A 21,334-nucleotide genomic window follows, 5' to 3' on the forward strand; every position below is an offset into this window, starting at 1 on the left:
TTCTGCCGGAAGCGCGTTTGCCGGTGCCCCGGCGCCGGTATTCAGGTGAAGGCTGCGCTCCACGACGAGGAGCGTTCGCCACGACCGTCCCGCGACCCAAAGGGGGTGGCATGTCCGCAGACCAGGGCAGCTCGAAGGTGCTGACGCTCATCAAGAGCGAGACAGCGCCGGAGGCGCTCGACGCGCACGGCGCGCTCGACCCCATCGATGACGTCCCGGCCCTGGCGGCCGCTCCGGCCCCGGCCCTCGCGGCCGCGGACGTTCCGGCCCCGCAGACCTCCGCGGACCTCGACACCCGCACCCTGTCCCGCACCCTGTTCCTGCGCCTCGCCGCACTCGGCGAGGACAGCCCGGAGCGCGCGTACGTCCGGGACACCCTGATCGAGCTCAACCTCCCCCTGGTGCGCTACGCGGCGGCCCGGTTCCGCTCGCGCAACGAGCCGATGGAGGACATCGTCCAGGTCGGCACGATCGGCCTGATCAAGGCCATCGACCGGTTCGACTGCGAACGCGGCGTGGAGTTCCCGACGTTCGCGATGCCGACCGTCGTCGGCGAGATCAAGCGGTTCTTCCGCGACACCTCGTGGTCGGTGCGGGTGCCGCGCCGCCTCCAGGAGCTGCGCCTGGCCCTGACGAAGGCCAGCGACGAGCTCTCACAGAAGCTGGACCGCTCCCCGACGGTCACCGAACTCGCCGCGGTGCTCGGCGTGTCCGAGGAGGACGTCGTCGACGGCCTCGCGGTCGGCAACGCCTACACCGCCTCCTCGCTGGACTCACCGGCCCCCGAGGACGACGGCGGCGAGGGCTCGCTGGCCGACCGCCTCGGCTACGAGGACACCGCCCTGGAGGGCGTGGAGTACCGCGAGTCGCTGAAGCCGCTGCTGGCCAAGCTCCCGCCCCGGGAGCGGCGGATCATCATGCTGCGCTTCTTCGCCAACATGACCCAGTCGCAGATCGGCGAGGAGGTCGGCATCTCCCAGATGCACGTCTCCCGGCTGCTCACCCGCACGCTGGCGCAGCTGCGCGAGGGCCTCATCTCCGACTGAGTTCTTCCTTCCTGACGCATCGTCAGTCACACTGGCGCGATGCGTGGGGCATGGAGCGCGTTCAGCACACAGTCGCCTCGCCGCCGTGGTGCCCTGCTGGGTGCCGCGGCGGCCCTCGTGTGCACGGGTGGCCTGCTGGCCGCGTGCGGCGGCGGGGACGGCGACGGCGGGTACGTCGCGGTCGGCGCGGCGGGCGGCCCGCCCCGGTCGCCCGGCACGACGGGCACGCCGCCTGACGGGGTCACGCTCGTGCCGCTCGACGGCACCCGCGCACCGGGCGGAGGAGCGGAGGGGCGCGACTCACCCGACAGCTCGCGGGATTCCGCCCCAGCGGCCCCAGCGGGCCCCGCGACCCCGGGGCAGCGGTCGCCGGACGGGACACCACCGTCCCCCGGCGACGCCCCCACGTCGGCCGCCGACGGCCGCACGACGCCCCCCGCGGACGGCGGCACGGATTCCGGCGGCACGCCGACGGACCCGACGCCCGCGACTCCCACCCCTCCGGACAGCCCCACGCCGGCGCCCCCCGGCCCCGCCGAGGTGAGCATGGGCACGCCCGCGCGGGAGCCCGCGGACAAGCGGTGGTGCGAGCAGGTGACCGTCACCTTCCACAACACCGGCCAGACGGCGGTGCGTTCGGGCACGGTCACCTTCGGCACGCACGTCATCGGCGCGCTCGGCGTCGACTGGGGGACGATCGAGTCGACCGAAGCACTTCCGGCGCCGATCGCGGCCGGCGCACGGAAGGAACAGACCTGGACCGTGTGCGTGGACGCCTGGCGGGTGCCGCTCGGCATGCACGTCGAGACGCGGGACGTCTCGGTCCGGTGGGAGTGACGGAACGGTTACTTCAGCGCGAGCCAGGCGACCGCCGCGACGACGGCGACGGCCACCACGACGCCGACGATCAGACCGATGCGCGGGCCGGCCGGCGCGGCCGGCTGCTGCCGGCCCTGCGGGGCCTCGTCGACGAAGGCGCGGAACATCTGGGTGTTGCCTGCGGGGTCGTGGTTGCCCTGGGGACCCGGGTTGTTAGCCATGGCCCGAGACCCTAGCGAAAAGGCCTGACGGGCCCAAGCGGGGGTCGCACCGGGTCCGACCTGCACATTTACGGTTGCAATACTTGCCTTTGCCAAGTTTTTATCGCCATCCGCCCGATTTAGCTTGCCCGCGGCAACCAACATTTTTATGGTTGCTCTAAGCAACTGAACTGGGAGGGGTCATGGCAGAGCGGACGCAGTACGAGGAACTGGCGCGTCAGTTCAGTGCCTTCGCCGCCGTGAAACGGGAGATGAGACGGAGCCTGCCGGCCGACTGCCCGAGCGGCTCCGCCGCCGTCCTCACGCTGCTCGGCCGGTACGGCGACATGCGGCTGAGCAGGCTCGCGGAGCTGCTCAGCGTCGACATGTCCGTCACCAGCCGCCATGTCGCGCACGTGGCCGGACGGGGCTGGATCGAACGCCTGGCGGACCCGGCCGACAAGCGCTCCCGCATCCTCCGCCTGACCCCCCGCGGCCTGGATCAGCTCGACGAGCTGTCCCGGCGCACCACACACCTGCTCGCCCAGCGGCTGAGCGACTGGAGCGACGACGAGGTCGGGCAGTTGACCGAGCTGATGGCCCGGCTACGGACGAGTTTCGACGACTGCACCCGTACACCCGCAAACACGTAGGAGAAAAGGAAGCCATGGCAACATCCACACCGGCCGGTGTGCGGGCCCACGCCAAGCATGGAGGTGGCGCCCACGGCTCACACAGCTCGCACGGCCCGGACGCCCCGATGACGCACCGGCAGATCATGGAGGCGCTGACCGGGCTGCTGCTCGGCATGTTCGTGGCGATCCTGTCGTCGACGATCGTCTCCAATGCCCTGCCCGACATCATCAAGGACCTCGGCGGCGGCCAGAGCGCCTACACCTGGGTGGTCACCGCGTCGCTGCTGGCGATGACCGCGTCCACCCCCCTGTGGGGCAAGCTCGCGGACCTCTTCTCCAAGAAGCTGCTGATCCAGCTGGCACTCGTGGTCTTCATGCTGGGCTCGGCGGCGGCCGGTCTGTCGCAGGACCCGGCGATGCTGATCGTCTTCCGCGCGGTGCAGGGCGTCGGCATGGGCGGTCTGTCCTCGCTGGCCCAGATCATCCTGGCGGCGATGATCTCCCCGCGTGAGCGCGGACGCTACAACGGCTACCTCGGCGCCACCTTCGCGACCGCCATGGTCGGCGGGCCGCTCATCGGCGGTGTCATCACCGACACCGACTGGCTCGGCTGGCGCTGGTGCTTCTACGTCGGCGTCCCCTTCGCCGTCATAGCCCTGATAGTCCTCCAGCGCACCCTGCACCTGCCGGTCGTCAAGCGGCGGGTCAAGGTCGACTGGGCGGGCGCCTTCTTCATCACCGCCGCGGTCTGTCTGCTGCTGGTCTGGGTGACCTTCGGCGGTGACAAGTTCGCGTGGATGTCCTGGCAGACGTACGCGATGACCGGCGGTACGGTCGCGCTGCTCGCGATCTTCCTGCTGGTCGAGGCGAAGGCGTCCGAGCCGATCGTCCCGCTGCGCCTGTTCCGCAACCGCACCATCACGCTGGCCTCTCTCGCCTCGCTGTTCGTCGGCATCGCGATGTTCGCCGGCACCATCTTCTTCAGCCAGTACTTCCAGCTGGCCCGCGACGAGTCGCCGACGATGTCCGGCGTCCTGACCATCCCGCTGATCGGCGGTCTGTTCCTCTCCTCCACCATCTCCGGCCAGGTCATCACCCGCACCGGACGCTGGAAGTCGTGGCTGCTGGCCGGCGGTGTGCTGGTCTCCGGCGGACTCGGCCTGCTCGGCACGATCCGCTACGACACCGAGTACTGGCACGTGGCCGTCTACATGGCGCTGCTCGGCCTCGGCGTCGGCATGATGATGCAGAACCTGGTGCTCGCCACGCAGAACCAGGTGGACCCGAGCGATCTGGGCGCCGCCAGCTCGGTGGTGAACTTCTTCCGCTCGCTCGGTGGCGCCCTCGGAGTCTCCGCGCTGGGCGCGGTGCTGGCCCACCGCATCACGGACTACGTCAAGGAGGGCGCCGCCGCCCTGGACCCGGAGTCGGCCGCCGCGCTCGCCGGTTCGAACGCCGGCGGGAGCATCCCCGACCTGGACGCCCTGCCCGGCCCGCTCCGCACCCTGTTCGAGAGCGCCTACGGCCACGGCATCGCGGACGTCTTCCTGTACGCCGCGCCGGTCGCGCTGCTCGCGCTGGTGTGCGCGCTGTTCATCAAGGAGGTCCCGCTGAAGACCGTGGGCGCGCTCGCACAGTCCGCCGACGACGAGATCCCGGCCCAGGCCGCCGCCGCGGCCCCCGCACCGCTCCCGCGCCGGAAGGTCCTCACGGAGACCGAGGCGGGCCTCGGCGACACCCAGCGGCTCGCGGCGGCCGTCGCCCTGGCCACCGAACCCCCGGTCCCCGGCGGCATCCCGATCCGCGGTCATGTGCGCGGCGCCGAGAACGCGCCGGTCCCGCAGGCCGCCGTCACACTGATCTCCCTCTCGGGGCGTCAGCTCGGCCGCTCGGTCGCACAGGCCGACGGTTCCTACGGGGTGGACGCGCCGGGCACGGGTTCGTACGTCCTGATCGCCTCCGCCGACCGCTTCCAGCCGCAGGCATCCACCGTGGTCGTGGCGGACGAGCCGGTGGCCTACGACATCCTGCTCAGCGGCACCAGCGGGCTGACCGGCGTGGTGCGGGCCGCCGGGAGCGTGCTGCCGGTCCGGGGCGCGATGGTGATCGTCACCGATGTGCGCGGTGACCTGCTGGCCAGCCAGACCACCGGGGAGCGGGGCGAGTTCGGTTTCGCCGAGCTGGTGCCCGGCCCCGTGACGGTCGCCGTCAACGCCGCCGGGTTCCGGCCGCGCGCGCTGCCCGTGGAGGTCGCCGGCACCGGCGTCACCCGCATCGAGGTCGACCTGGACGCGGGGGCCCAGGTGCTGGGCGTCGTACGGGCGCCGCACGGGCCGCTGGCCGACGCGCGCGTGACGCTGGTCGACGCCGCCGGCAACGTCGTCGCCACCTCGACGACCGGGACGGACGGGGCGTACGCCTTCACCGACCTGGACGGCGGCGACTACACGGTGATCGCGTCCGGCTATCCGCCGGTGGCGACCTCGCTGACGGTCACCGGCGCCGGCGCCGACGGTCACGACATCGAACTCGCCCACCCCGGCGAGTAGTTCCAAGAGGAGCAGATCCGGCCCGTGGCGGGCGCCCCGTCACGGGCCGGATCCAGCACAGAAAGTCACGAAGGACATGGCACTGACCGCGAGGATCCGCACCCGGGACGGATGGGCCGTGTCGCACGCGGTCGTCACCGTGACGGACGCGAGGGGCACGCAGGTGCTGAGGGCCGAGGCGGACGCCGAGGGCGCGGTGCGGGACGCGACGCCGCTGGAGCCGGGGCCCTACACGGTCGTCGTCACCGCGGTCGGGTACGGGCCCGCCGCCGCCGGCGCGATCGTGACGGCGAGCGGGCGGGCCGAGGTCGGCGCCGTGACCCTGTCCCGGCAGGGCGGAACGGATCTGCCGCCGCCGGGGCGGTGGACCATCGACCCGGCGCACTCCGGCGTGACGGCGGTCGCACAGCACCTCGGGATGTCCAGCGTGCGCGGCCGGTTCACGGACTTCGCCGGCACGATCGAGATCGCCCCGGACGACCTCGCCCGGTCCCGGGTCACGGCGGCCATCAGGGCGGCGACCATCGACACCGGCAACGGCGTACGGGACCGGCATCTGCGCTCCCCCGACTTCCTCGACGTCGAGCGCTACCCGGAGATCACCTACCGGTCGACGGGCCTCACGGCGGCCGGCGCGGACCGCTGGACGGTGCACGGCGAACTCGCCCTGCACGGCGTCGTCCGCCCGGTCGACCTCGACCTCGCCTGCCTCGGCACCGGCGCCGACCCCTGGGGCGGCACCCGGGCCGCGTTCCGCGCGACGGCCGAACTGCGGCGCGCGGACTTCGCCATGCACTACAACCAGGTGGTGCAGGCGGGCATCGCCGCCATCGGCACGACGGTCAGGGTGGAGCTGGAGGTGCAGGGGGTACGGGGAGAGACACTGCCCCAGTCGTGAGCCGGCGCGGGCTCACGCCGGAGGGTGGGCCCGGCCGGCCGTCTTTCCGGACACCTTTGAACCAGGCGGCGGGCGTGATGGAATGGGCCGACGGGTCAGGAAGCGGCCTCTTCGGAATTCGGAACCGGACGATCGTCTGCCATCTCCCCCATGCCGTCTACCAGGTGAGTGCCGTGACCCCCTTCCCGACCCCGTGCCGGGTCAGCGACCTGCCGGGCTGCACCCTGCTCACCCTGCCCACCGAGATCGACCTCGGCAACGGCCCCGCCCTGTACGCGGCGGTCACGGCCGTCACCGAGGGCCGCGCCGGCCGGCTGCGCATGCTGGTCCTCGACTTCACCGGGACCGACTTCATGGACTCCCAGGGCGCCCGCCTCGTCGCGGACGTCCGCCACCATCTGCCGCCGCACATCCGGCTCCGCGTGGTGGCACCCCCCGACAGCGTGCCGAACCGGGTCCTGGAAGTGACCGGCGTACGACGGGACGTACCGGTGTACACCGACCTGACGGAGGCGCTCGCCGCGTGAACCCGCTCCCCGCGGGGTCAGCCTCGGGGGACCCCGCGCGGCCTAGGCTGCCGTCCATGGCACCCCACATCGCGACCAACACCCGCGTCTCGCTCGACGAGCTCCTGGACTTCGTCCGCCCCCGTCATCACGCCCTGCTGCTCACCCGCCGCGCCGACGGCGGCCCCCAGGCGTCCCCGCTGACCTGCGGGGTCGACGACTCGGGCCGGATCGTGGTCTCCACCTACCCGGAGCGCGCCAAGACCCGCAACGCCAAGCGGGACCCGCGGGTGAGCCTCGTCGTCCTGAGCGACGACTGGAACGGGCCCTGGGTCCAGATCGACGGCACCGCCGAGGTGATCGACGCCCCGGACTCCGTGGAACCGCTCGTGGAGTACTACCGGAACATCGCCGGTGAGCACCCGGACTGGGCCGAGTACCGGCAGGCCATGGTGAAGCAGGGCAAGTCGATCATCCGGGTGACCCCGGAGCGCTGGGGCCCGGTGGCGACGGGCGGCTTCCCGGCGCGGCTGGTCGAGGGCGACTAGAACCCGAATGTTCACGCAACTCAGTTACAACCCGCGCCACTTCGCAAGCGTCTCCTGACCGCGACACCGGGTTCCCGGGGTCCACCCCGACCGTGGGAGACACCTTGCGCAAGCGCACCTATCTGCTCACCGCCGGCCTCCTCGCCTCCGGCCTCACCCAGCTGGCGCCGGCCACACCGGCGACCGCCGCCACCGCGAAGTTCGCGGACGACTTCAACGGTGACGGACACCGTGACCTCGTCCTCGGCGACAGCACCGCCACGGCGGGCGGCAAGAAGCAGGCGGGTGCCGTCGTGGTCGTCTGGGGCACCGCCCGCGGCCTCGCCCCCGCCAAGCGCTCGGTGATCACGCAGAACACCCCGCACATCGCGGGCACCGCGGAGACGAACGACTTCTTCGGCACGAAGGTCACCGCGGCCGACATGAACAAGGACGGCTACGGCGACGTCGTCGTGACCGCCCCCGGCGAGGACGACGGTGCCTACCGCGGCACCTTCACCGTCCTGTGGGGCTCCAAGGCCGGACTGACCGACGGGACGTCGTTCAGGAGCCCGAGCTGCAAGGACTGCGGCTTCGCCAAGGACGTCGCCGTCGGCGACTTCACCGCCGACGGCAAGCAGGACGTCGTCGCGATCACCGACGACTACGTCTTCGTCGTACGTGGCCCGTTCACGAAGACCGGTTCGCATGGCACGGCCACCAACCTCGACCCGATCGACGGCGAGGACATCAAGCCGGAACTGGTGGTCTCCGGCAAGGTCACCAAGGACGGCACCGCGGACTTCGCGGTCCTCGGCTACGACTCGGGCACCTGGACCAACCGCGTCTGGTTCTACCGCGGCCGTACGGGCGGTCCGGCCACTCCGCCGCGGAAGATCGGCCTGCCCCGCTCGGGCGACATCTCCCATCCGAGCGCCGCCGTCGCCGACTTCGACAAGGACGGCTACGGCGACCTGGCGATCGGCGTCCACCGCTCGGGCAAGGGCGGTGCCGTGCACCTCCTCAAGGGCACCTCGGCCGGTCCCAGCACCACGGTCACCTCGCTCAGCCAGGCCACCCCCGGCGTCCCGGGCACGGCCGAGCCGACCGACTACTTCGGGTACGACGTGTCGGTCGCGGACACGAACGGCGACGGCTACCCGGACCTCGCCGCCGGCGTCCCCGGTCAGGTGCTCGGCGACAGTGACTTCTGGGGCGGCGCGGTCACCGTCCTGCGCGGCGGCAAGGGCGGCCTCACCGGCAAGAACGCCCGCCAGTACGACGTCCGCACACCCGGTGTCGAGGGCGAACCCGACGAATCCGACAGCGCCTGGCTGGGAGCGTCGGTCCTGCTGCGCGACTTCAACCACGACGGACGGGCCGAACTGGTCGCCGCGGCGAACGAGAAGGGGCGCCTCCACATCCTTCCGGGCACGGCGTCCGGGCCCACGGGCACCGGCTCCACCCTGCTGACCACGCAGACCCTGGGCCTCGGTGCCCGCCCGTACTTCGGCGCGGCCCTGGCGGACTGACCCGCCCACCGTCGGCAGGGCGTACGCGGAGACGGTGGGTGGGTCAGCCGCGTTCGAGCACGGCTGCCTCGATCCTGGTACGGCGTACGAGGCAGCAGGGTGGAGTGGGGCGCCCTCGGCTCACCGGTCGCGTCAGCGGGGGGCACCGCCGGGTCAGCGGGGAGGGCGCCGCCGGGTCGGCGACCGCCCTCTCCGTCGCCGGGTCAGGACACGGCGGACTTGATCAGGTAGCCCGCCCCACGCCGGGTGTGGATCATCGGCTCCCGGCCGGCGTCGATCTTCCGCCGCAGATACGAGATGTACAGCTCGACGATGTTGGCCCGCCCGCCGAAGTCGTACGACCACACGCGGTCGAGGATCTGCGCCTTGCTGAGCACGCGCCGTGGATTGCGCATCAGGAAGCGCAGCAGCTCGAACTCGGTGGCGGTGAGATGGATGCCCACCCCGCCCCGCGTCACCTCGTGGCTGTCCTCGTCGAGCGTGAGGTCGCCGACGACGAGCACGGAGTCCGAGCGCCGGTCGGCGGCGCCGACCCGCCGGATCAGCCCGCGCAGCCGCGCGACGACGTCCTCCAGCGAGAAGGGCTTGGTGACATGGTCGTCCCCACCCGCGGTGAGCCCGGCGACGCGGTACCCGACCGCGTCCTTGGCGGTCAGGAACAGCACCGGCACAGCCGGCAGCTCCCGCCGCAGCCCGCCGAGCACGGCCGGCCCGTCCATGTCCGGCAGCATCATGTCGAGCACGACGGCGTCGGGCCGGAACTCCCGCGCGGTCCGTACGGCGCCCCGACCGTCCCCCGCGCTGCGTATCTGCCAGCCCTCGTGGCGCAGGGCCGTCGACAGCAGCTCGGTGATCGGCATCTCGTCGTCCACCACGAGCACCCGGACGGGGGTCCCGTCCGGCCTCAGCAGATCGGTGCGCCCCTGGGGCGAGAGGGTGGTCATGGTGGACACCTTGACCGGCGTCCCTGAGAGCGTCCTTGCGGCAACCTGTGAGGTGGCTGAGAAATGCGCGGGACGGCGGCTGGGGGGGGCTCAGAACAGGCCGTCCTGCGGCACTTCCGCCTTCGGGAACCCGCGCACGGGGAACGTGAGGACACCGGCTCGGCCGACGGGAGCCGCCGCAACGGCGTGTGACGGGGCCGGCGCAGAAGAGGCAGCCACGGCGGACGACTCACCCGCGACGGCTACCGAAGCCGCGGTCGGCGGCGCGATCAAGTCCCACCCACTCAAGAGCCGCGTGTCCAGCACCACCACCCGCCCGCCGACATCGAGATGCAGATCGGGCCCGGCGGCGGCCACCAGCTCGCCGCTCACCATCCCGCCCGCGACAAGCTCACCCACCTCCCCGACGGCGGCAGGCGCCCCCTCCAGCCCGAACGCCCGCACATGGTCGACGGCCCGGAACGGCCGGCGCTCCAGCGACTCGGGCCACGCGGCCAGAGCGGTGGCCCGCGCATGCAGCTCCGCGATCTCGGCCGCCCGCTCCGCCTCGCTCCCGGGCAACCCGGCGCGTACGGCCCGCTTGGCGGCGTACGGAATCCGGTCGGGCACCCGCGAGGCCGCCCGCAGCATCTCCTCCGCCCGCCGGGCCGCCATCAAGGGCCCGGCACCCAGCCAGCTGAAACAGACGGCTCCCTGTTCCAGCAGACGGGCCTCACCGCGCTCCACGGCGGTGATCCCGACCTTCACCATTCCGGGCCCGAACCACGCCAGATACACGTGGTACGCCCGTGGGTCGTCGGGCACGGCGTCGGCGGCCACGGAATGCGCCCGGTCCAGCCGCGCGCACTCCTCGCACCGGGCTCCCGTGCTCCGCCCCGCCACGACGGCACCCACGGGACACAGGTGCCCGCGGGCCCCCACGCACGTCCGGACGCTCCCTTCGGTGACCCCGAAGGAGATCCTCTTCCCCCAGCCCAGCACGCTTCGCCGGCCCCCGCTCCAGAGGAGCACGGGTCCACCGCCCACCCACCGCAGCCCCGAGCACTTCCACACGTCAGCCATCGACATCCGAGCGTAGGCGCAGCCACTGACAGCGGCCGTTCACCCCCACCCCGCCGGTCGACGGGACACCGACTCCGTCAGCAGGACCGCTGCCCCGTGCGGTACCCGACGTTGAAGCCGTCCTTGTAGCCCTTTCGGTAGTCCTTGCTCTGCTCGGGAAAACCGATGGGCGCCCGGCGCTCGTCGTTCCGGTCACACTTGTCCTCGCCCTGGCGGAACCCCTGCTTGAAGCCGTCGCTGAAGCCCCGCCGATAGTCCTTGCTCTCCTGGGGCACCAGCGTCGCCGTACCGACGTGAGTCTCCTTGGGGGTGGCCGCGGCGGCCTCCTGGAAGGTGACCGGCACCAGACCGAGGCTCAAGGCGAGGACAGCCGAACCGAGGACGGCGGCCCCTCGTCGTGAAACGGGCATGTCTGCCCCCTCTCACATGGACTTGCCTGCGGATACAACAACTCTAATCACCCGTTCGGCCGCCGCAACTTGCGTCACGGAAGGACACGTTGCGGGGCTCTCGGCCTGTACGGCGGGTGCGGCGGTGAGTGCCCGCCGGAGAAGCCGCGCAGCTCGGCGACGACAGTGGGTGCGCACTCCTCCTTGTCGTAGGGGTCGATGCGGGTGACGCCGCCGGCCCGGAACGGTTCCCCGAGAGATGGACGAGGTCGTAGGAGGAGTACCGGGCGATCCGGGCGACGCCACGAGCGACGCACGGCTCGCAGAAGTCGGGGTGCCGGGCCCGCGGGGTGCGGTAGTGGTCGCGGCCCTTCCGGGCAGAGGGCGGGCCGCCCATCGGCGTCCGCCTCGGGGACAGTTGTCGGGGTTGCCGCACTTCGCCGCCGTGCACCACGAGGTCCCGCGTGCCCGTCCCACGGTCCTGCTCGCGCACAACACGGCTGTACGCCCCGGTGGTTCAGGAACCCGTTCGCACGCCGGGTGACGTCGATTCCGATACCGCCATCGACGTCTACGGGATCTTCACAGGCTCACATCCCGCGTGTCAGGGTCCCCCATGACTGACATAGGCAGACGACGCAAGATCGGTGCCCTCTTCGGCGTTTGCGTCGCCGGGACCGTGCTGCCCGGCGTCACCCTGGGGGCGGAAGACATGGACGTGCCGGCCTCACTCATGGTCGCCGCACTCGTGGTCATGCTCCTCACCCAGCTCGTCCACATAGGCCCGTCTGCCCGTGTCCCGACTCCGGCACTGCTGGCCTTCGGCCTGGCCGGGTTCGTGCAGGACTCGCTCATCTGGTGGCTGCTCTCCTGGCTCGGCGGCAAACTCTCCGAGCTGGAGGTCGAGGGCTTCGGCACGATCCTCCTCGCGGGACTGATCACGCGCGTGTCGATCCTCGCGTTCTCCCTGATCGGCGCGGAGCCGGCGGCGGACATGACCGCGGACTGACGACCCGGCGAGGCCGCATGGTCAGGGAAGTCCTCGACCACAGCGCAAGCCGCGTGACCCGGGGCATCTCCCCCTTCGTACGGCTCGGCTCCCATCGGTCCGCTACCGGGAGTCGACCGGTGGCGGCCCGCCCGGCAAACGCAAGCACCACACGTACTGCCGCAGAAGCCACACGATGATCGCGAATCGGACAGCCGACGGGAGCCGTGCCGCCGACCACGATCCCGCGGATCGACCGGAAACCTGCTTCACCACTCACATCCTGTACCGGGCCGGTCGGATGGGAGTTGCGTGCGGTCGGCGCATCGAGCCAGTCCGTTCAGAACATGTCCGCCTCGGTCCCTGTGCACCCCCGGACGCCACGGAATGTGACTGTCCGCATTGGATCTATCGCGTTGAGTAATCAGCCTTTTAGGGTCAAGGACACGCCAACACCGCATCCCTGGAGGATTCGTGGCAAGGTTCCGCACTCGTCTGGCCCTGCTCGGCTCGGCCGCCGCCCTCACCGCCGGCGCCCTCGCTCCCGCACAGCTCGCCGGGGCACAGCCCGCCGCCGCAGCGTCCTACGACTGGGTCGCCCTGGGCGACTCCTACACCGCCGGGGTCATCCCCGCCGCGGGCGACATCTTCGAGATCCCCCGCGACGGCTGCGAGCGCACCGACCGGTCCTACCCCCAAGTCATCGACCGGGACCTCGGCTCGCTCATCGAGCTGACCAATGTCAGCTGCGGCGCCGCCACGATCGAGGAGATCACCTTCCGGGCACAGCAGCCGATCGGCCGTCACCTGCCCCCCGTCTCCGAAGACCCGGACTACCCCTTCCCGCCCGTGCCACCCCAGTCCGAGGCGGTCCGATCCGGCACCGACGTGATCACCGTCGGAGTGGGCGGCAACAGCCTCGGGTTCGCCGGAATCCTCTTCAAGTGCCTGGAACTGGGCTCGGGCAGCGGCGGCGTGGGCACGCCGTGCAAGGACGCCCTGGCCGCCGGCATTCCCGCCAAACTGACCGAGGTGGGCAAGGACTACGACGAGATGCTCGCCAAGCTTCACGAACGGGCCCCGCACGCCAAGATCCTGGCCGTCGGCTACCCCGCGGTCATTCCCGACGTCACCGCCAAGTGCCGGTACAACGACGTGCAACAGTTCCTTTCGATCACCCGGGGTGATCTGGACTGGCTGCGCCAGGACGTCCTGGAACCCCTCAACAAGACCATCGCGAAGTCGACCGACACGCAGGACGCCGCCGGCTTCGTCGACCTCTACGACTCCTCCCGGAACCACAGCGTCTGTGACGCCGGCAAGTGGGTCGAGGGCGTCTTCGACCACGACAACCGGACCGCCTTCGTACATCCCAACGCACGCGGCCACCGCAACGCGGCCGACCACGTCACATCGGCGATCCTGAACGCCATCGCCCCCAACTGACCCGCACGCAAGGCGGTTGCCGTCGAACGCCGCCGTCAGAACAAAAGCCAGAGGCCCCGCGGATCACTCCGCAGGGCCTCTGGTCCGATGTGCACTCGGCAGGATTGGAGGCCAACGGAAGCCAGTGGCGGGCGCTGCCGGTTGCTGGGGTTGCTGTACTTCATTGCTGTACAGCAGCGGCTACCCCGTCAGTCATCCGTGATCTCGGTGCGGCCGATGCCTCGCATCGCTACCGGGGCAAGGTGAGCGACGCGGCGGCAGTGGGTCAGCACCAGGCAGTTCCGTCATGGCTGGCCGTGATGTCCAGGCCGTAGTCGCCGGTGCGGTCGCCGAGGTCGCTGGGGAACCACACAGCGAGGTGGGCGGTAGTGCCTGCGACGGGCTTCTCGAAACAGAGCGCTGAGATGTCGACCGCGAGGCTGCCAGGTGCCGGGGACGGCGACGGATCGGCGCTCTCAAGTCGCCAGCCGTCTTCCGCGGCTGCCTGGCGGTAGAAGGACAGCACGCCGGTCCGGGATGTTGTGTATCGGTAGTACTGCCCGGCGTAGGCGAACCCGTCATCCTCGTCGCAGCCGGAGTACCGCTCGTCCTTGGGCTGCGTCTGACTCGGGTGTGCGTCGAGGATGGACAGGGACGCCAGAGTGGGGGCGAGTTCTTCGTCAGCTCTGGTACAGCCGTAGAGCCCACCCGACAGCGCCCACACGCCCGTTGCCGCGATGATGGCTATGCCACCTGCGCCGACGAGAACCGGCGTCGCCACTCTCTTCAGTTTCATGGCGCGGAGCGTAGTGCAATGGATCTACGGGACAGGGCGCGCACAGAGCGAGAACAGGCTCGTGGGCGCCTTCAGCGCCACTGCGAGAATGCCGGACGATGACGACGGCCCGGTCGGTGTCCCAGCAGCCATCTAGAGCCGCTTCAGGTTCCCGTCCAGGATCGCCCGAAGCCGATCCACGTCTGCCGCATTCTGGGCGCCCCGCTTGGGCAGTACCGCGAGTCCGGCCGCGCGGTCGCCGCCCAGCAGCACGAAGAGCCTGGGCGTCTCCATGTACTCCCGGAACACAGTCCAATCCACGGTGAAGGACACGCGGAGATCAGTGAGTGGGTCTACGCCGACGACTGGAAAGGCGGGGACTCCCGGTCACTCAATGGCAACCGGCGCGGACAGTGAGACGGCGCCCGTGCGGCGATGAGGCTTTGCAGTTTGTCCTCATCCTTATCAGGTCGATCACGGGGATGCGGCCACGTCGGTCAACCAACTCTGCGTCTCGGTCGATCGTCCAATGAGGCCCGGCGCCGACCGCCGCTGTTCGCGCTTGTTGGTGTCAGCCACTGGTGTCAGCACAGAGCGGCAGCCTTGACAGATCCAATCCGACCCGGTGCTCCAGGGGTTGGTGCATCTGAGTACCTGTGCTCATGTGCAGTGCCCGCTGCAACACCATGCTGACCACATGCAGATCGTCACCTGAAGACGGGACGGAAGTGGCCATGGGGCAGGCGAAAGAGCCGTCAACCAGCCAGCAGATCGGGGTCAGCGTGGCGCTACTCGTCATCGACCTCATGGTCATCGCTTGGGTGATGTACGGCTATGGGCTGGCGGGATGGGCCGACAGCTACCAGAGCGACAGCCCGTCGAGTGCCTCACGGGTGGCGTCGCAGGCATCGTGGCTCCTGGGGGGCGGCGCAGTACTCACAGGCGGTGGCCTCCTCGCCCTGGGTTGGCGTATTCCTGGCGTCGTGCAGTTGGTTGTCCTCGGGGGCGGGGCGGCGCTGTTCTCTTCTCTTGCTGCCGGTGGATAGCGCGCACTTGCCAAGCCAGAGATTCCCACCACTCTCCCCAGCTTCCATCCCGTCCGCCGTCGACCCACACGTCTGTTTCTGGTGGCGCTGAAGGTGCACCCGAAGGTGGCTCAGCGCATCCTGCGGCACTCACAGATCGCCATGACGATGGAGGTCTACGCCGAAGCGAGCGAGGAAGAAGTGCGGGCCGCGATCGGCAAGCTGTCGGACGCGATGGGCGGCACCGGTTGATGCGGTTGCTGTACTTCTCTGCTGTACGCCCCTGAAACGTCAAAGGCCCCGGATCACTCCGGGGCCTTCGACCTGTGTGCACTCGGCAGGATTCGAACCTGCAACCTTCTGATCCGTAGTCAGATGCTCTATCCGTTAAGCTACGAGTGCTTGTCCGTTGTTCTGTTTTCCCGCCGCTCCCGGCCCTTCCGGCCCGCTCGCGGCGACAGGAAGAACATTACATGACTGCCGCCGCCATGTGAAATCCGTTAGCCGCACCCCTTGTGACCTGCGCAAACGCCATCCCGAGGCTCAGAAACCAACGAAGCCCCGATCCGGGAGGACCAGGGCTTCGGTGATGCGCGGAGGCGGAGGGATTTGAACCCTCGATGGGCTTTAAGGCCCAAACCGCATTAGCAGTGCGGCGCCATAGACCGGACTAGGCGACGCCTCCAGCACAGCCGCTCTCGCGTGCGCGAACGGTGTGTGCCGATGATGACACAGTCGAGCGGGCCATCACCAATCGCCCCCCACGGTACTCGGCGGCCGGCCCGCAGGGCAAAGGGCTTCCCCGCCGGTGGAGCGCGCAACATCCGGGCGCGTCAGGCGTTGATCAGGTCATGTTGCAGGCCATGAATCTCACGCTGCCCCGGCTCGCCCTCGCCGCCGGCGCCTCCCTCGCCGCGCTCACCTCCCTGTCGGCACCGGCGGCCGCCGCCACGCCCTCCCCTCCCCTCGGCGAGCGCATCGGGCACCTCCACCCCCACCCCTACACCGACGCCGATCACCTCACCGTCACCGTCAGCGGTGTGAGCGGTGGTGCCGACGGGACCTTCGAGGTGCGGTGCCACCCGAGTGGCGGGAGTCATCCGGACACCGACGGAGCCTGCCGGGCACTGGAGAGGGAGACCCGGTGGGGACAGGACGTCTTCGCACCGGTGCCCCGGGACACCATGTGCACCATGCAGTACGGCGGTCCCGCGACGGCCCGTGTCACCGGGACATGGGCCGGCCGCCCCGTCGACGCCACGTTCGACCGCAGCAACGGCTGCGAGATGGCCCGCTGGGACCGGCTCGTTCCGTTCCTCCCCGACGCCGGCCGCGTCTAGCCGAATCCCGGCCGATTCCGAGAACACGGCCCGGTTCTCGGACGGCTCGCGGAGACAGTCCCCGCAGATGGCTCACCACCTCCACACGTAAAGATCCGGCACAGGGGGCGCGAACGGCGCGTGGCGGTGGTGTGCCGGTAGTCGTACGCACTCCCGTTCGGTGTCACTTCGTCGTGCGACCTCTCTCTCATCCCGCATCGCGAGGACAATCCCAGCCCTTAGACTCCCTCGCGTGACACGTCGCGGGGCCGTTGGCAAGATGGCCCGAGCGGTCGGCAAGGTGCGGTAACAGGAGGGAAGCGTCTCGTGAGCAGCAGGCCATCCCGAGGCGCTGCTCGCCTCGCAGCCATACTGGACGCGCTGCCCGACGCGTTGGTGCTGGTCAACGCCAACGGAACCGTCGTCAACGCGAACACCATCGCGCTGGAGGCCTTCGAGGCCCCCGGCACCGCCCTGGTCGGGCGCGGGCTGCTCGATCTGCTGCCGCAGTTCGACTCGAAGCTCATCCCGGGCTCCATGCGGCGCCCGGACCACATCGACCCCCAGGGGCGGACCAAACCGACCCGGATGATCGCCCGGCGGACGGACGGCAGCGAGTTCCCCGTCGAGGTCACCAGCGCGAACCTGGAGAACGGCCAGCAGGCCTACGACGGTTACGGCTACACCAGCGACGAGCTGCTGATGCTCGTCGTGCGCGATCTGTCCGGGACCGTCGACACCGAGGCCGAGCTGGCCCGCTCGCAGCGCCAGACCGAGATGATCCTGCGGGCCGCGTCCGAGGGCGTCGTCGGCACCGACACCGACGGCCGGATCGTGCTGGTCAACCCGGCAGCCGCCCAGATCCTCGGCTACCGCGCAGGTGAACTCGGCGGCAAGGAGCTGCACGACCTCGTCCTGCACTCCCGCGTGGACGGATCGCCCTTCCCCTACGAGGAGTCCGCGCTCGCCGACACGCTGCGCTCGGGGCGCAAGCACCGGGTGCGGGGGCAGGTCCTGTGGTCCAAGGGCGGGGACAAGGTCTCCGTCGACCTCACGACCGCGCCCGTCCGGGACGGCGACCAGCTCGTCGGCGCCGTGATGACCTTCGCCGACCGGCGCCCGTACGACGTCCTCGCCGAGGAGAAGTCCGCCGTCGAGAAGCGGCACGAGGAGGAACTGGAGCGGCTCTCCGAGGAGCACGCCTCCGACCTCACCGCCCTGCGCCAGCAGCACGTGACCGAGGTGGAGGAGCTGCGCGAGCAGCACACCGAGGAGGTGGCGGCGAGCGAGGAGCGGTACGCCGCGCTCGGCGAGCGGGAGAAGGACCGCTACGAGGCCCTGGCCGGGCGCCAGGACCAGCTGTCCACGCTGCTCGCCCACTCGCTGCGCGGACCGCTCGACGAGCTGCGCCGCGATCTCGCGGCCCTCGCCGCCGACGACGCCGGCCAGCTGTGGCCCGAGGCCAACCAGGTCCTGCACCACCTCTCCGCCGGGTACTCCCGGATCACCCAGCTCATCGACAACGTCCTCGCCTACCAGCGGATCGACAGCGGCGCCGAGGAGATCACGCGGACGAAGGTGATGCTCGACGCGGTCGTCGCCGCCGGTGTCGACGGCGCCGTCGAACTCGTCGGTCCGGGGCGCGTGCAGTTCGCCGTCCACGCGCCGCCCATCGAGGCCGAGGTCGACCCGGAGCGCCTCGCCTCCGCGCTCGCGCATCTCGTCGCGGACGTCGCGGGCGTCGACGCGACCGGCAACGCGCGGGTCCCGGCGGGCGGTTACATGGACAACACGGTCGTGGTCGCAGCGGCGCAGCGCGGCGAGGTCGTACGGATCGAGGTGCGCGGGCCGTACCCCGGGGGAGACCCGGTGCACCAGCCGATCGTGCGCGGGATCGTGCGCGCGCACGGCGGTGTGCTCCAGACGCACGAGGTACCGGGCATGAGCGGCAGCGCGTACGTGCTCGAAGTGCCGCTCGGTGGCGGGGCGGGCGCCGTTGCCGCCCCGGCCCTGCCGGCCCTGCCACAAGCGACGCCCGAGACCGGGGAGACCTCCGGCGGCGGGCGGCGGCGGGCGAGGCGGGCCTCCGTGGACGCCTTCCTGGAGAGCGAGGTGCCGCAGGCCGGGGCCGCCGAGATCGAGGGCGCGGCTCCGACCGGACGCCGTCGGCGGCGGGCCGCGGCCGAGGAGGCGTCGGCGCCCGCCGTGGCCGACGCGGGTGAGGCCGGTGGCGGTACCGGGCGACGGCGCGGGCAACCGGCCGAGGTCGGTGCCGAGCTCGCCCTGCCCGCCGGTACGACGGACGACGCGGCGCAGGACGACGTCAGCGAGGGCGCCGTCGTCACCGCCGCCGAGCATGCCGCGGGTGCCGCGGCGGCCGCGAACGGCCTGGGCCGGACGGTACCGCCGCAGGGCGTGCCCGGTTCCGGCGACGGACGGAGGGCCCGGCGGGCGGCGGGCGAACAGCAGGCGCTGCCGGCGGCGTTGCCCGCCGGGCCCCCGGACGCCGTGGCGGTGCCCGACGCGTCCGCCACGATGGTTCCCGCCGGGGCCGGTACCGGGACCGAGGGGCAGGAGCATTCGGACGGGCGTCGGCGACGGGCGCTCGCGGCGGCTCAGGAGCGGGCCGTGGCGCAGGAGACGGGCCCCCGCACGGTGTTCGCGCTGCCGCCCGCCGAGGCGGACCGGGGTGCGGCGGCTCCGGCCACGGTTCCTGCGTCCGGGCAGCTCCAAGGCCCGGGCCCCGCGGCTGTCCAGGCGCCGGGGCGGACCGGGTCGCAGGCCGCCCTGCCGCAGGCCGGCCTCGCCCAGGCGCAGGTCCCGAACCAGGGTTCCCCCGGTGCCGAGCACCCCGACGACCACGGCCGGCACGACGCCGTACCGCACGACCGGTCCGAGGACCACACTCCGCCGCAGCCGCATCCGGCGAGCGCGCCGACAGGGCGACGCCGCAGGATGGCCGCCTCGCAGGCGGAGGGCAACGGGGCGCCCGCGCAGGCGATCCCGGCGCAGGCGATCCCGGCCCAGGCCCAGCCCGCCGGCCAGCCGCTGCCACCGTCCCAGGCGGTTCCCGCCGTCCCCGCGGCCCAGGCCGCCCCCGTCCCTCCGGCCGCTCAGGCGGTACCGCCGCAGGGCGTCTCCGCACAGCAGCAGCCCGGCGTGCCCGCGCAGGGCCTCGCGCAGCCGCTGCCGGGCGCCCCCGGGCCGGCCCGGCAGACCCCCGCACAGCAGCCCGCCCCCGGCCGGCCCGTGCCGCCGCAGCCCGAGCCGCAGCCCCCGTCGCAGTCGAAGCGGACCGTGGCCCCGCAGGCGCCGGGTGCCGCACGGCCCCTGCCGGCCGAGGCGGCACCCGCGCAGGGCACGCCGCCCCCGCAGCAGTGGCCCGCCAGCGCCGGCGCGCTCGAGGCACCCGGCGCGGGCGCCCCCGCACCGCAGCCCCCCGCCCCCGGTGCGCCGATGCCCCCGGAGGCGGCGGCCGGGCGGGCCACCGCGACGCAGGCGCGGACGGCCCAGCCGTTGCCCGCCGAGGCCGGCAATGCCGTCGCTCCGGTGGATCCGGACTCCACGCAGGGCCGGGCGATCAGCGTGCGCACGCTGGGTCAGGGTGTGCCGTTCACGCGACAGGCGGCGCAGGTGCAGCAGCCGCCGGCCGGAGCCACGCCGCCGCCGCACCAGCCCGCCAACGGTGGCCGGCGCCGCAAGCTGGGCACGCCGCCGGAACCGGCCGCCGCGCGTGCGCATCCGCAGGGTGAGTCGCCCGCCGGGCAGCAGAAGCAGTCGGGGCAGTCGCGGCTCGCCGGTCCGGCGAGCGAGGGGGCCGGACGGTCGTACGCCATAGGCGCACCGGACGAGAACGCCGCCGAGGGACCCGAACCCCTGGACGGTCCCGGTGGGGCCGTCGAGGTCGCCGACCCGCCGAGGCCGCAACCGATGGACGACGAGCTGCCGCCCGAGCCGCTGGACAACCCGCGCCGGCTGCTGGTGTGGCCCGCGCCGGACGTGTCGACCCAGCAGGCGCTCAGCGACCGCGGCTACCGGCCGGTGATCGTGCACTCGCGCGAGGAGGTCGACGCGCAGATCGCCGCCTTCCCCGCGGCGCTGTTCGTGGACCCGCTGACCGGTCCGATCACACGGACCGCGCTCCAGTCGCTGCGGCAGGCGGCCGTGGCGGCGGAGGTACCCGTCATGGTGACGGCCGGGCTCGGGCAGGCGACGCGCGAGGCCGCGTACGGCGCGGACCCCGCCGTCCTGCTGAAGGCCCTCGCACCGCGCGACAGTGAGCAGCACCCGCCGCGCGTGCTGCTGATCGAGGAGCACGCGGAGATCGCGCTGGCGCTGACGGCGACGCTGGAGCGGCGCGGGATGCAGGTGGCACGAGCGGCGAGCGACGCGGACGCGGTGACGCTGGCGGGGCAGTTCCGGCCGAACCTGGTGGTGATGGACCTGATGCAGGTGCATCGGCGCCAGTCCGGGATCGTCGACTGGCTGCGGGCGAACGGGCAGCTCAACCGCACCCCGCTCGTCGTCTACACGGCCGCCGTCGACCAGGCCGACCTGCCGCGGCTCGCCTCCGGCGAGACGGTGCTGTTCCTCGCCGAGCGGTCCACGAGCGCGGAGGTGCAGAGCCGGATCGTGGAGCTGCTGGCGCGGGTCGGGACCAACTGACGGACGGCGCCCGCGGGTCGGGGGACTGCG

General features: G+C 71.8%; 19 protein-coding genes, 2 tRNA genes and 1 pseudogene. 14 read left to right on the top strand and 8 right to left on the bottom strand.

The window, feature by feature from the left end; genetic code table 11:
* Nucleotides 1–110 precede the first annotated feature (110 nt).
* Both ACWCPM_RS03610 and ACWCPM_RS03615 read left to right on the top strand, forming a co-directional pair.
* On the top strand, nt 111–1,046 hold the full coding sequence (locus tag ACWCPM_RS03610; protein ID WP_450974484.1) for an RNA polymerase sigma factor SigF: 936 nt from the start codon (nt 111–113) through the stop codon (nt 1,044–1,046).
* Between the two features lie 39 nt (nt 1,047–1,085).
* On the top strand, nt 1,086–1,883 hold the full coding sequence (locus tag ACWCPM_RS03615) for a hypothetical protein (RefSeq protein ID WP_450974485.1): 798 nt from the start codon (nt 1,086–1,088) through the stop codon (nt 1,881–1,883).
* Between the two features lie 8 nt (nt 1,884–1,891).
* On the opposite strand, the gene ACWCPM_RS03620 is transcribed toward ACWCPM_RS03615, so the two are convergent.
* On the bottom strand, nt 1,892–2,086 hold the full coding sequence (locus ACWCPM_RS03620) for a hypothetical protein (protein ID WP_450974486.1): 195 nt from the start codon (nt 2,084–2,086) through the stop codon (nt 1,892–1,894).
* A 182-nt stretch (nt 2,087–2,268) separates the two neighbouring features.
* Between ACWCPM_RS03620 and ACWCPM_RS03625 the strand changes: the two genes are divergently transcribed.
* The 6 genes from ACWCPM_RS03625 to ACWCPM_RS03650 all read left to right on the top strand — a co-directional run bounded on the left by ACWCPM_RS03625 (nt 2,269) and on the right by ACWCPM_RS03650 (nt 8,712).
* Nucleotides 2,269–2,718, top strand: a complete 450-nt coding sequence (locus ACWCPM_RS03625; RefSeq protein WP_450974487.1) for a MarR family winged helix-turn-helix transcriptional regulator — start codon at nt 2,269–2,271, stop codon at nt 2,716–2,718.
* 14 nt (nt 2,719–2,732) lie between these two features.
* Nucleotides 2,733–5,249 (top strand): MFS transporter, encoded by a 2,517-nt coding sequence (locus ACWCPM_RS03630; protein WP_450974488.1) that lies wholly within the window; start codon nt 2,733–2,735, stop codon nt 5,247–5,249.
* Between the two features lie 76 nt (nt 5,250–5,325).
* Nucleotides 5,326–6,147 carry a YceI family protein gene (locus ACWCPM_RS03635; RefSeq protein ID WP_450974489.1) on the top strand — a complete coding sequence of 274 codons (822 nt, stop codon included), beginning with the start codon at nt 5,326–5,328 and terminating at the stop codon, nt 6,145–6,147.
* Between the two features lie 173 nt (nt 6,148–6,320).
* Nucleotides 6,321–6,674, top strand: coding sequence for an STAS domain-containing protein (locus ACWCPM_RS03640; protein ID WP_450974490.1), 354 nt, complete (start codon nt 6,321–6,323; stop codon nt 6,672–6,674).
* A gap of 56 nt (nt 6,675–6,730) precedes the next feature.
* Nucleotides 6,731–7,201: a PPOX class F420-dependent oxidoreductase gene (locus ACWCPM_RS03645; protein WP_450974491.1), complete on the top strand. Its 471-nt coding sequence runs from the start codon at nt 6,731–6,733 to the stop codon at nt 7,199–7,201.
* A gap of 92 nt (nt 7,202–7,293) precedes the next feature.
* Entirely contained in the window at nt 7,294–8,712 is a 1,419-nt protein-coding gene (locus ACWCPM_RS03650) for an FG-GAP-like repeat-containing protein (RefSeq protein WP_450974492.1), read from the top strand.
* Between the two features lie 203 nt (nt 8,713–8,915).
* Here the strand turns inward: ACWCPM_RS03650 and ACWCPM_RS03655 are convergent, their stop codons facing one another.
* The 3 genes from ACWCPM_RS03655 to ACWCPM_RS03665 all read right to left on the bottom strand — a co-directional run bounded on the left by ACWCPM_RS03655 (nt 8,916) and on the right by ACWCPM_RS03665 (nt 11,128).
* Nucleotides 8,916–9,656: a response regulator transcription factor gene (locus ACWCPM_RS03655; protein WP_450974493.1), complete on the bottom strand. Its 741-nt coding sequence runs from the start codon at nt 9,654–9,656 to the stop codon at nt 8,916–8,918.
* 90 nt (nt 9,657–9,746) lie between these two features.
* Nucleotides 9,747–10,718, bottom strand: a complete 972-nt coding sequence (locus ACWCPM_RS03660) for a DUF2797 domain-containing protein (protein ID WP_450974494.1) — start codon at nt 10,716–10,718, stop codon at nt 9,747–9,749.
* A 77-nt stretch (nt 10,719–10,795) separates the two neighbouring features.
* Entirely contained in the window at nt 10,796–11,128 is a 333-nt protein-coding gene (locus ACWCPM_RS03665) for a hypothetical protein (protein ID WP_450974495.1), read from the bottom strand.
* Between the two features lie 595 nt (nt 11,129–11,723).
* Here ACWCPM_RS03665 and ACWCPM_RS03670 point away from each other — a divergent pair.
* Both ACWCPM_RS03670 and ACWCPM_RS03675 read left to right on the top strand, forming a co-directional pair.
* The gene (locus tag ACWCPM_RS03670; RefSeq protein WP_450974496.1) at nt 11,724–12,116 is read left to right on the top strand and encodes a hypothetical protein; all 393 of its coding nucleotides are present in this window, start codon (nt 11,724–11,726) and stop codon (nt 12,114–12,116) included.
* A gap of 453 nt (nt 12,117–12,569) precedes the next feature.
* Nucleotides 12,570–13,541 (top strand): SGNH/GDSL hydrolase family protein, encoded by a 972-nt coding sequence (locus ACWCPM_RS03675; protein ID WP_450974497.1) that lies wholly within the window; start codon nt 12,570–12,572, stop codon nt 13,539–13,541.
* 265 nt (nt 13,542–13,806) lie between these two features.
* On the opposite strand, the gene ACWCPM_RS03680 is transcribed toward ACWCPM_RS03675, so the two are convergent.
* Together ACWCPM_RS03680 and ACWCPM_RS03685 are read right to left on the bottom strand one after the other, a co-directional pair.
* A complete protein-coding gene (locus tag ACWCPM_RS03680) occupies nt 13,807–14,316 on the bottom strand; it encodes a hypothetical protein (RefSeq protein ID WP_450974498.1) in 510 nt (169 codons plus the stop codon).
* A gap of 132 nt (nt 14,317–14,448) precedes the next feature.
* Nucleotides 14,449–14,589, bottom strand: a complete 141-nt coding sequence (locus tag ACWCPM_RS03685; RefSeq protein WP_450974499.1) for a hypothetical protein — start codon at nt 14,587–14,589, stop codon at nt 14,449–14,451.
* Between the two features lie 440 nt (nt 14,590–15,029).
* Here ACWCPM_RS03685 and ACWCPM_RS03690 point away from each other — a divergent pair, with 440 nt between their 5' ends.
* Nucleotides 15,030–15,341 carry a hypothetical protein gene (locus tag ACWCPM_RS03690; protein WP_450974500.1) on the top strand — a complete coding sequence of 104 codons (312 nt, stop codon included), beginning with the start codon at nt 15,030–15,032 and terminating at the stop codon, nt 15,339–15,341.
* 78 nt (nt 15,342–15,419) lie between these two features.
* Nucleotides 15,420–15,572: pseudogene (locus tag ACWCPM_RS03695) on the top strand (site-specific integrase); the annotation flags it as partial.
* Nucleotides 15,573–15,649: 77 nt separating this feature from the next.
* On the opposite strand, the gene ACWCPM_RS03700 reads toward ACWCPM_RS03695, so the two are convergent.
* A tRNA-Arg gene (locus ACWCPM_RS03700) sits at nt 15,650–15,722 on the bottom strand.
* A gap of 192 nt (nt 15,723–15,914) precedes the next feature.
* Nucleotides 15,915–16,005, bottom strand: a tRNA-Ser gene (locus tag ACWCPM_RS03705).
* A gap of 166 nt (nt 16,006–16,171) precedes the next feature.
* On the opposite strand from ACWCPM_RS03705, the gene ACWCPM_RS03710 reads away from it, so the two are divergent.
* A complete protein-coding gene (locus tag ACWCPM_RS03710; RefSeq protein ID WP_450974501.1) occupies nt 16,172–16,660 on the top strand; it encodes an SSI family serine proteinase inhibitor in 489 nt (162 codons plus the stop codon).
* Between the two features lie 306 nt (nt 16,661–16,966).
* Entirely contained in the window at nt 16,967–21,304 is a 4,338-nt protein-coding gene (locus tag ACWCPM_RS03715) for a PAS domain-containing protein (protein ID WP_450974502.1), read from the top strand.
* Nucleotides 21,305–21,334 lie beyond the last annotated feature (30 nt).

The organism is Streptomyces sp. NPDC002309 (genome assembly GCF_053593375.1).

Coding starts and splice junctions, on each gene's coding strand:
- ACWCPM_RS03610 (WP_450974484.1), top strand. CDS start 111: ATGTCCGCAGACCAGGGCAGCTCGAAGGTGCTGACGCTCATCAAGAGC.
- ACWCPM_RS03615 (WP_450974485.1), top strand. CDS start 1,086: ATGCGTGGGGCATGGAGCGCGTTCAGCACACAGTCGCCTCGCCGCCGT.
- ACWCPM_RS03620 (WP_450974486.1), bottom strand. CDS start 2,086: ATGGCTAACAACCCGGGTCCCCAGGGCAACCACGACCCCGCAGGCAAC.
- ACWCPM_RS03625 (WP_450974487.1), top strand. CDS start 2,269: ATGGCAGAGCGGACGCAGTACGAGGAACTGGCGCGTCAGTTCAGTGCC.
- ACWCPM_RS03630 (WP_450974488.1), top strand. CDS start 2,733: ATGGCAACATCCACACCGGCCGGTGTGCGGGCCCACGCCAAGCATGGA.
- ACWCPM_RS03635 (WP_450974489.1), top strand. CDS start 5,326: ATGGCACTGACCGCGAGGATCCGCACCCGGGACGGATGGGCCGTGTCG.
- ACWCPM_RS03645 (WP_450974491.1), top strand. CDS start 6,731: ATGGCACCCCACATCGCGACCAACACCCGCGTCTCGCTCGACGAGCTC.
- ACWCPM_RS03655 (WP_450974493.1), bottom strand. CDS start 9,656: ATGACCACCCTCTCGCCCCAGGGGCGCACCGATCTGCTGAGGCCGGAC.
- ACWCPM_RS03660 (WP_450974494.1), bottom strand. CDS start 10,718: ATGGCTGACGTGTGGAAGTGCTCGGGGCTGCGGTGGGTGGGCGGTGGA.
- ACWCPM_RS03665 (WP_450974495.1), bottom strand. CDS start 11,128: ATGCCCGTTTCACGACGAGGGGCCGCCGTCCTCGGTTCGGCTGTCCTC.
- ACWCPM_RS03670 (WP_450974496.1), top strand. CDS start 11,724: ATGACTGACATAGGCAGACGACGCAAGATCGGTGCCCTCTTCGGCGTT.
- ACWCPM_RS03680 (WP_450974498.1), bottom strand. CDS start 14,316: ATGAAACTGAAGAGAGTGGCGACGCCGGTTCTCGTCGGCGCAGGTGGC.
- ACWCPM_RS03685 (WP_450974499.1), bottom strand. CDS start 14,589: ATGGAGACGCCCAGGCTCTTCGTGCTGCTGGGCGGCGACCGCGCGGCC.
- ACWCPM_RS03690 (WP_450974500.1), top strand. CDS start 15,030: ATGGGGCAGGCGAAAGAGCCGTCAACCAGCCAGCAGATCGGGGTCAGC.
- ACWCPM_RS03710 (WP_450974501.1), top strand. CDS start 16,172: ATGTTGCAGGCCATGAATCTCACGCTGCCCCGGCTCGCCCTCGCCGCC.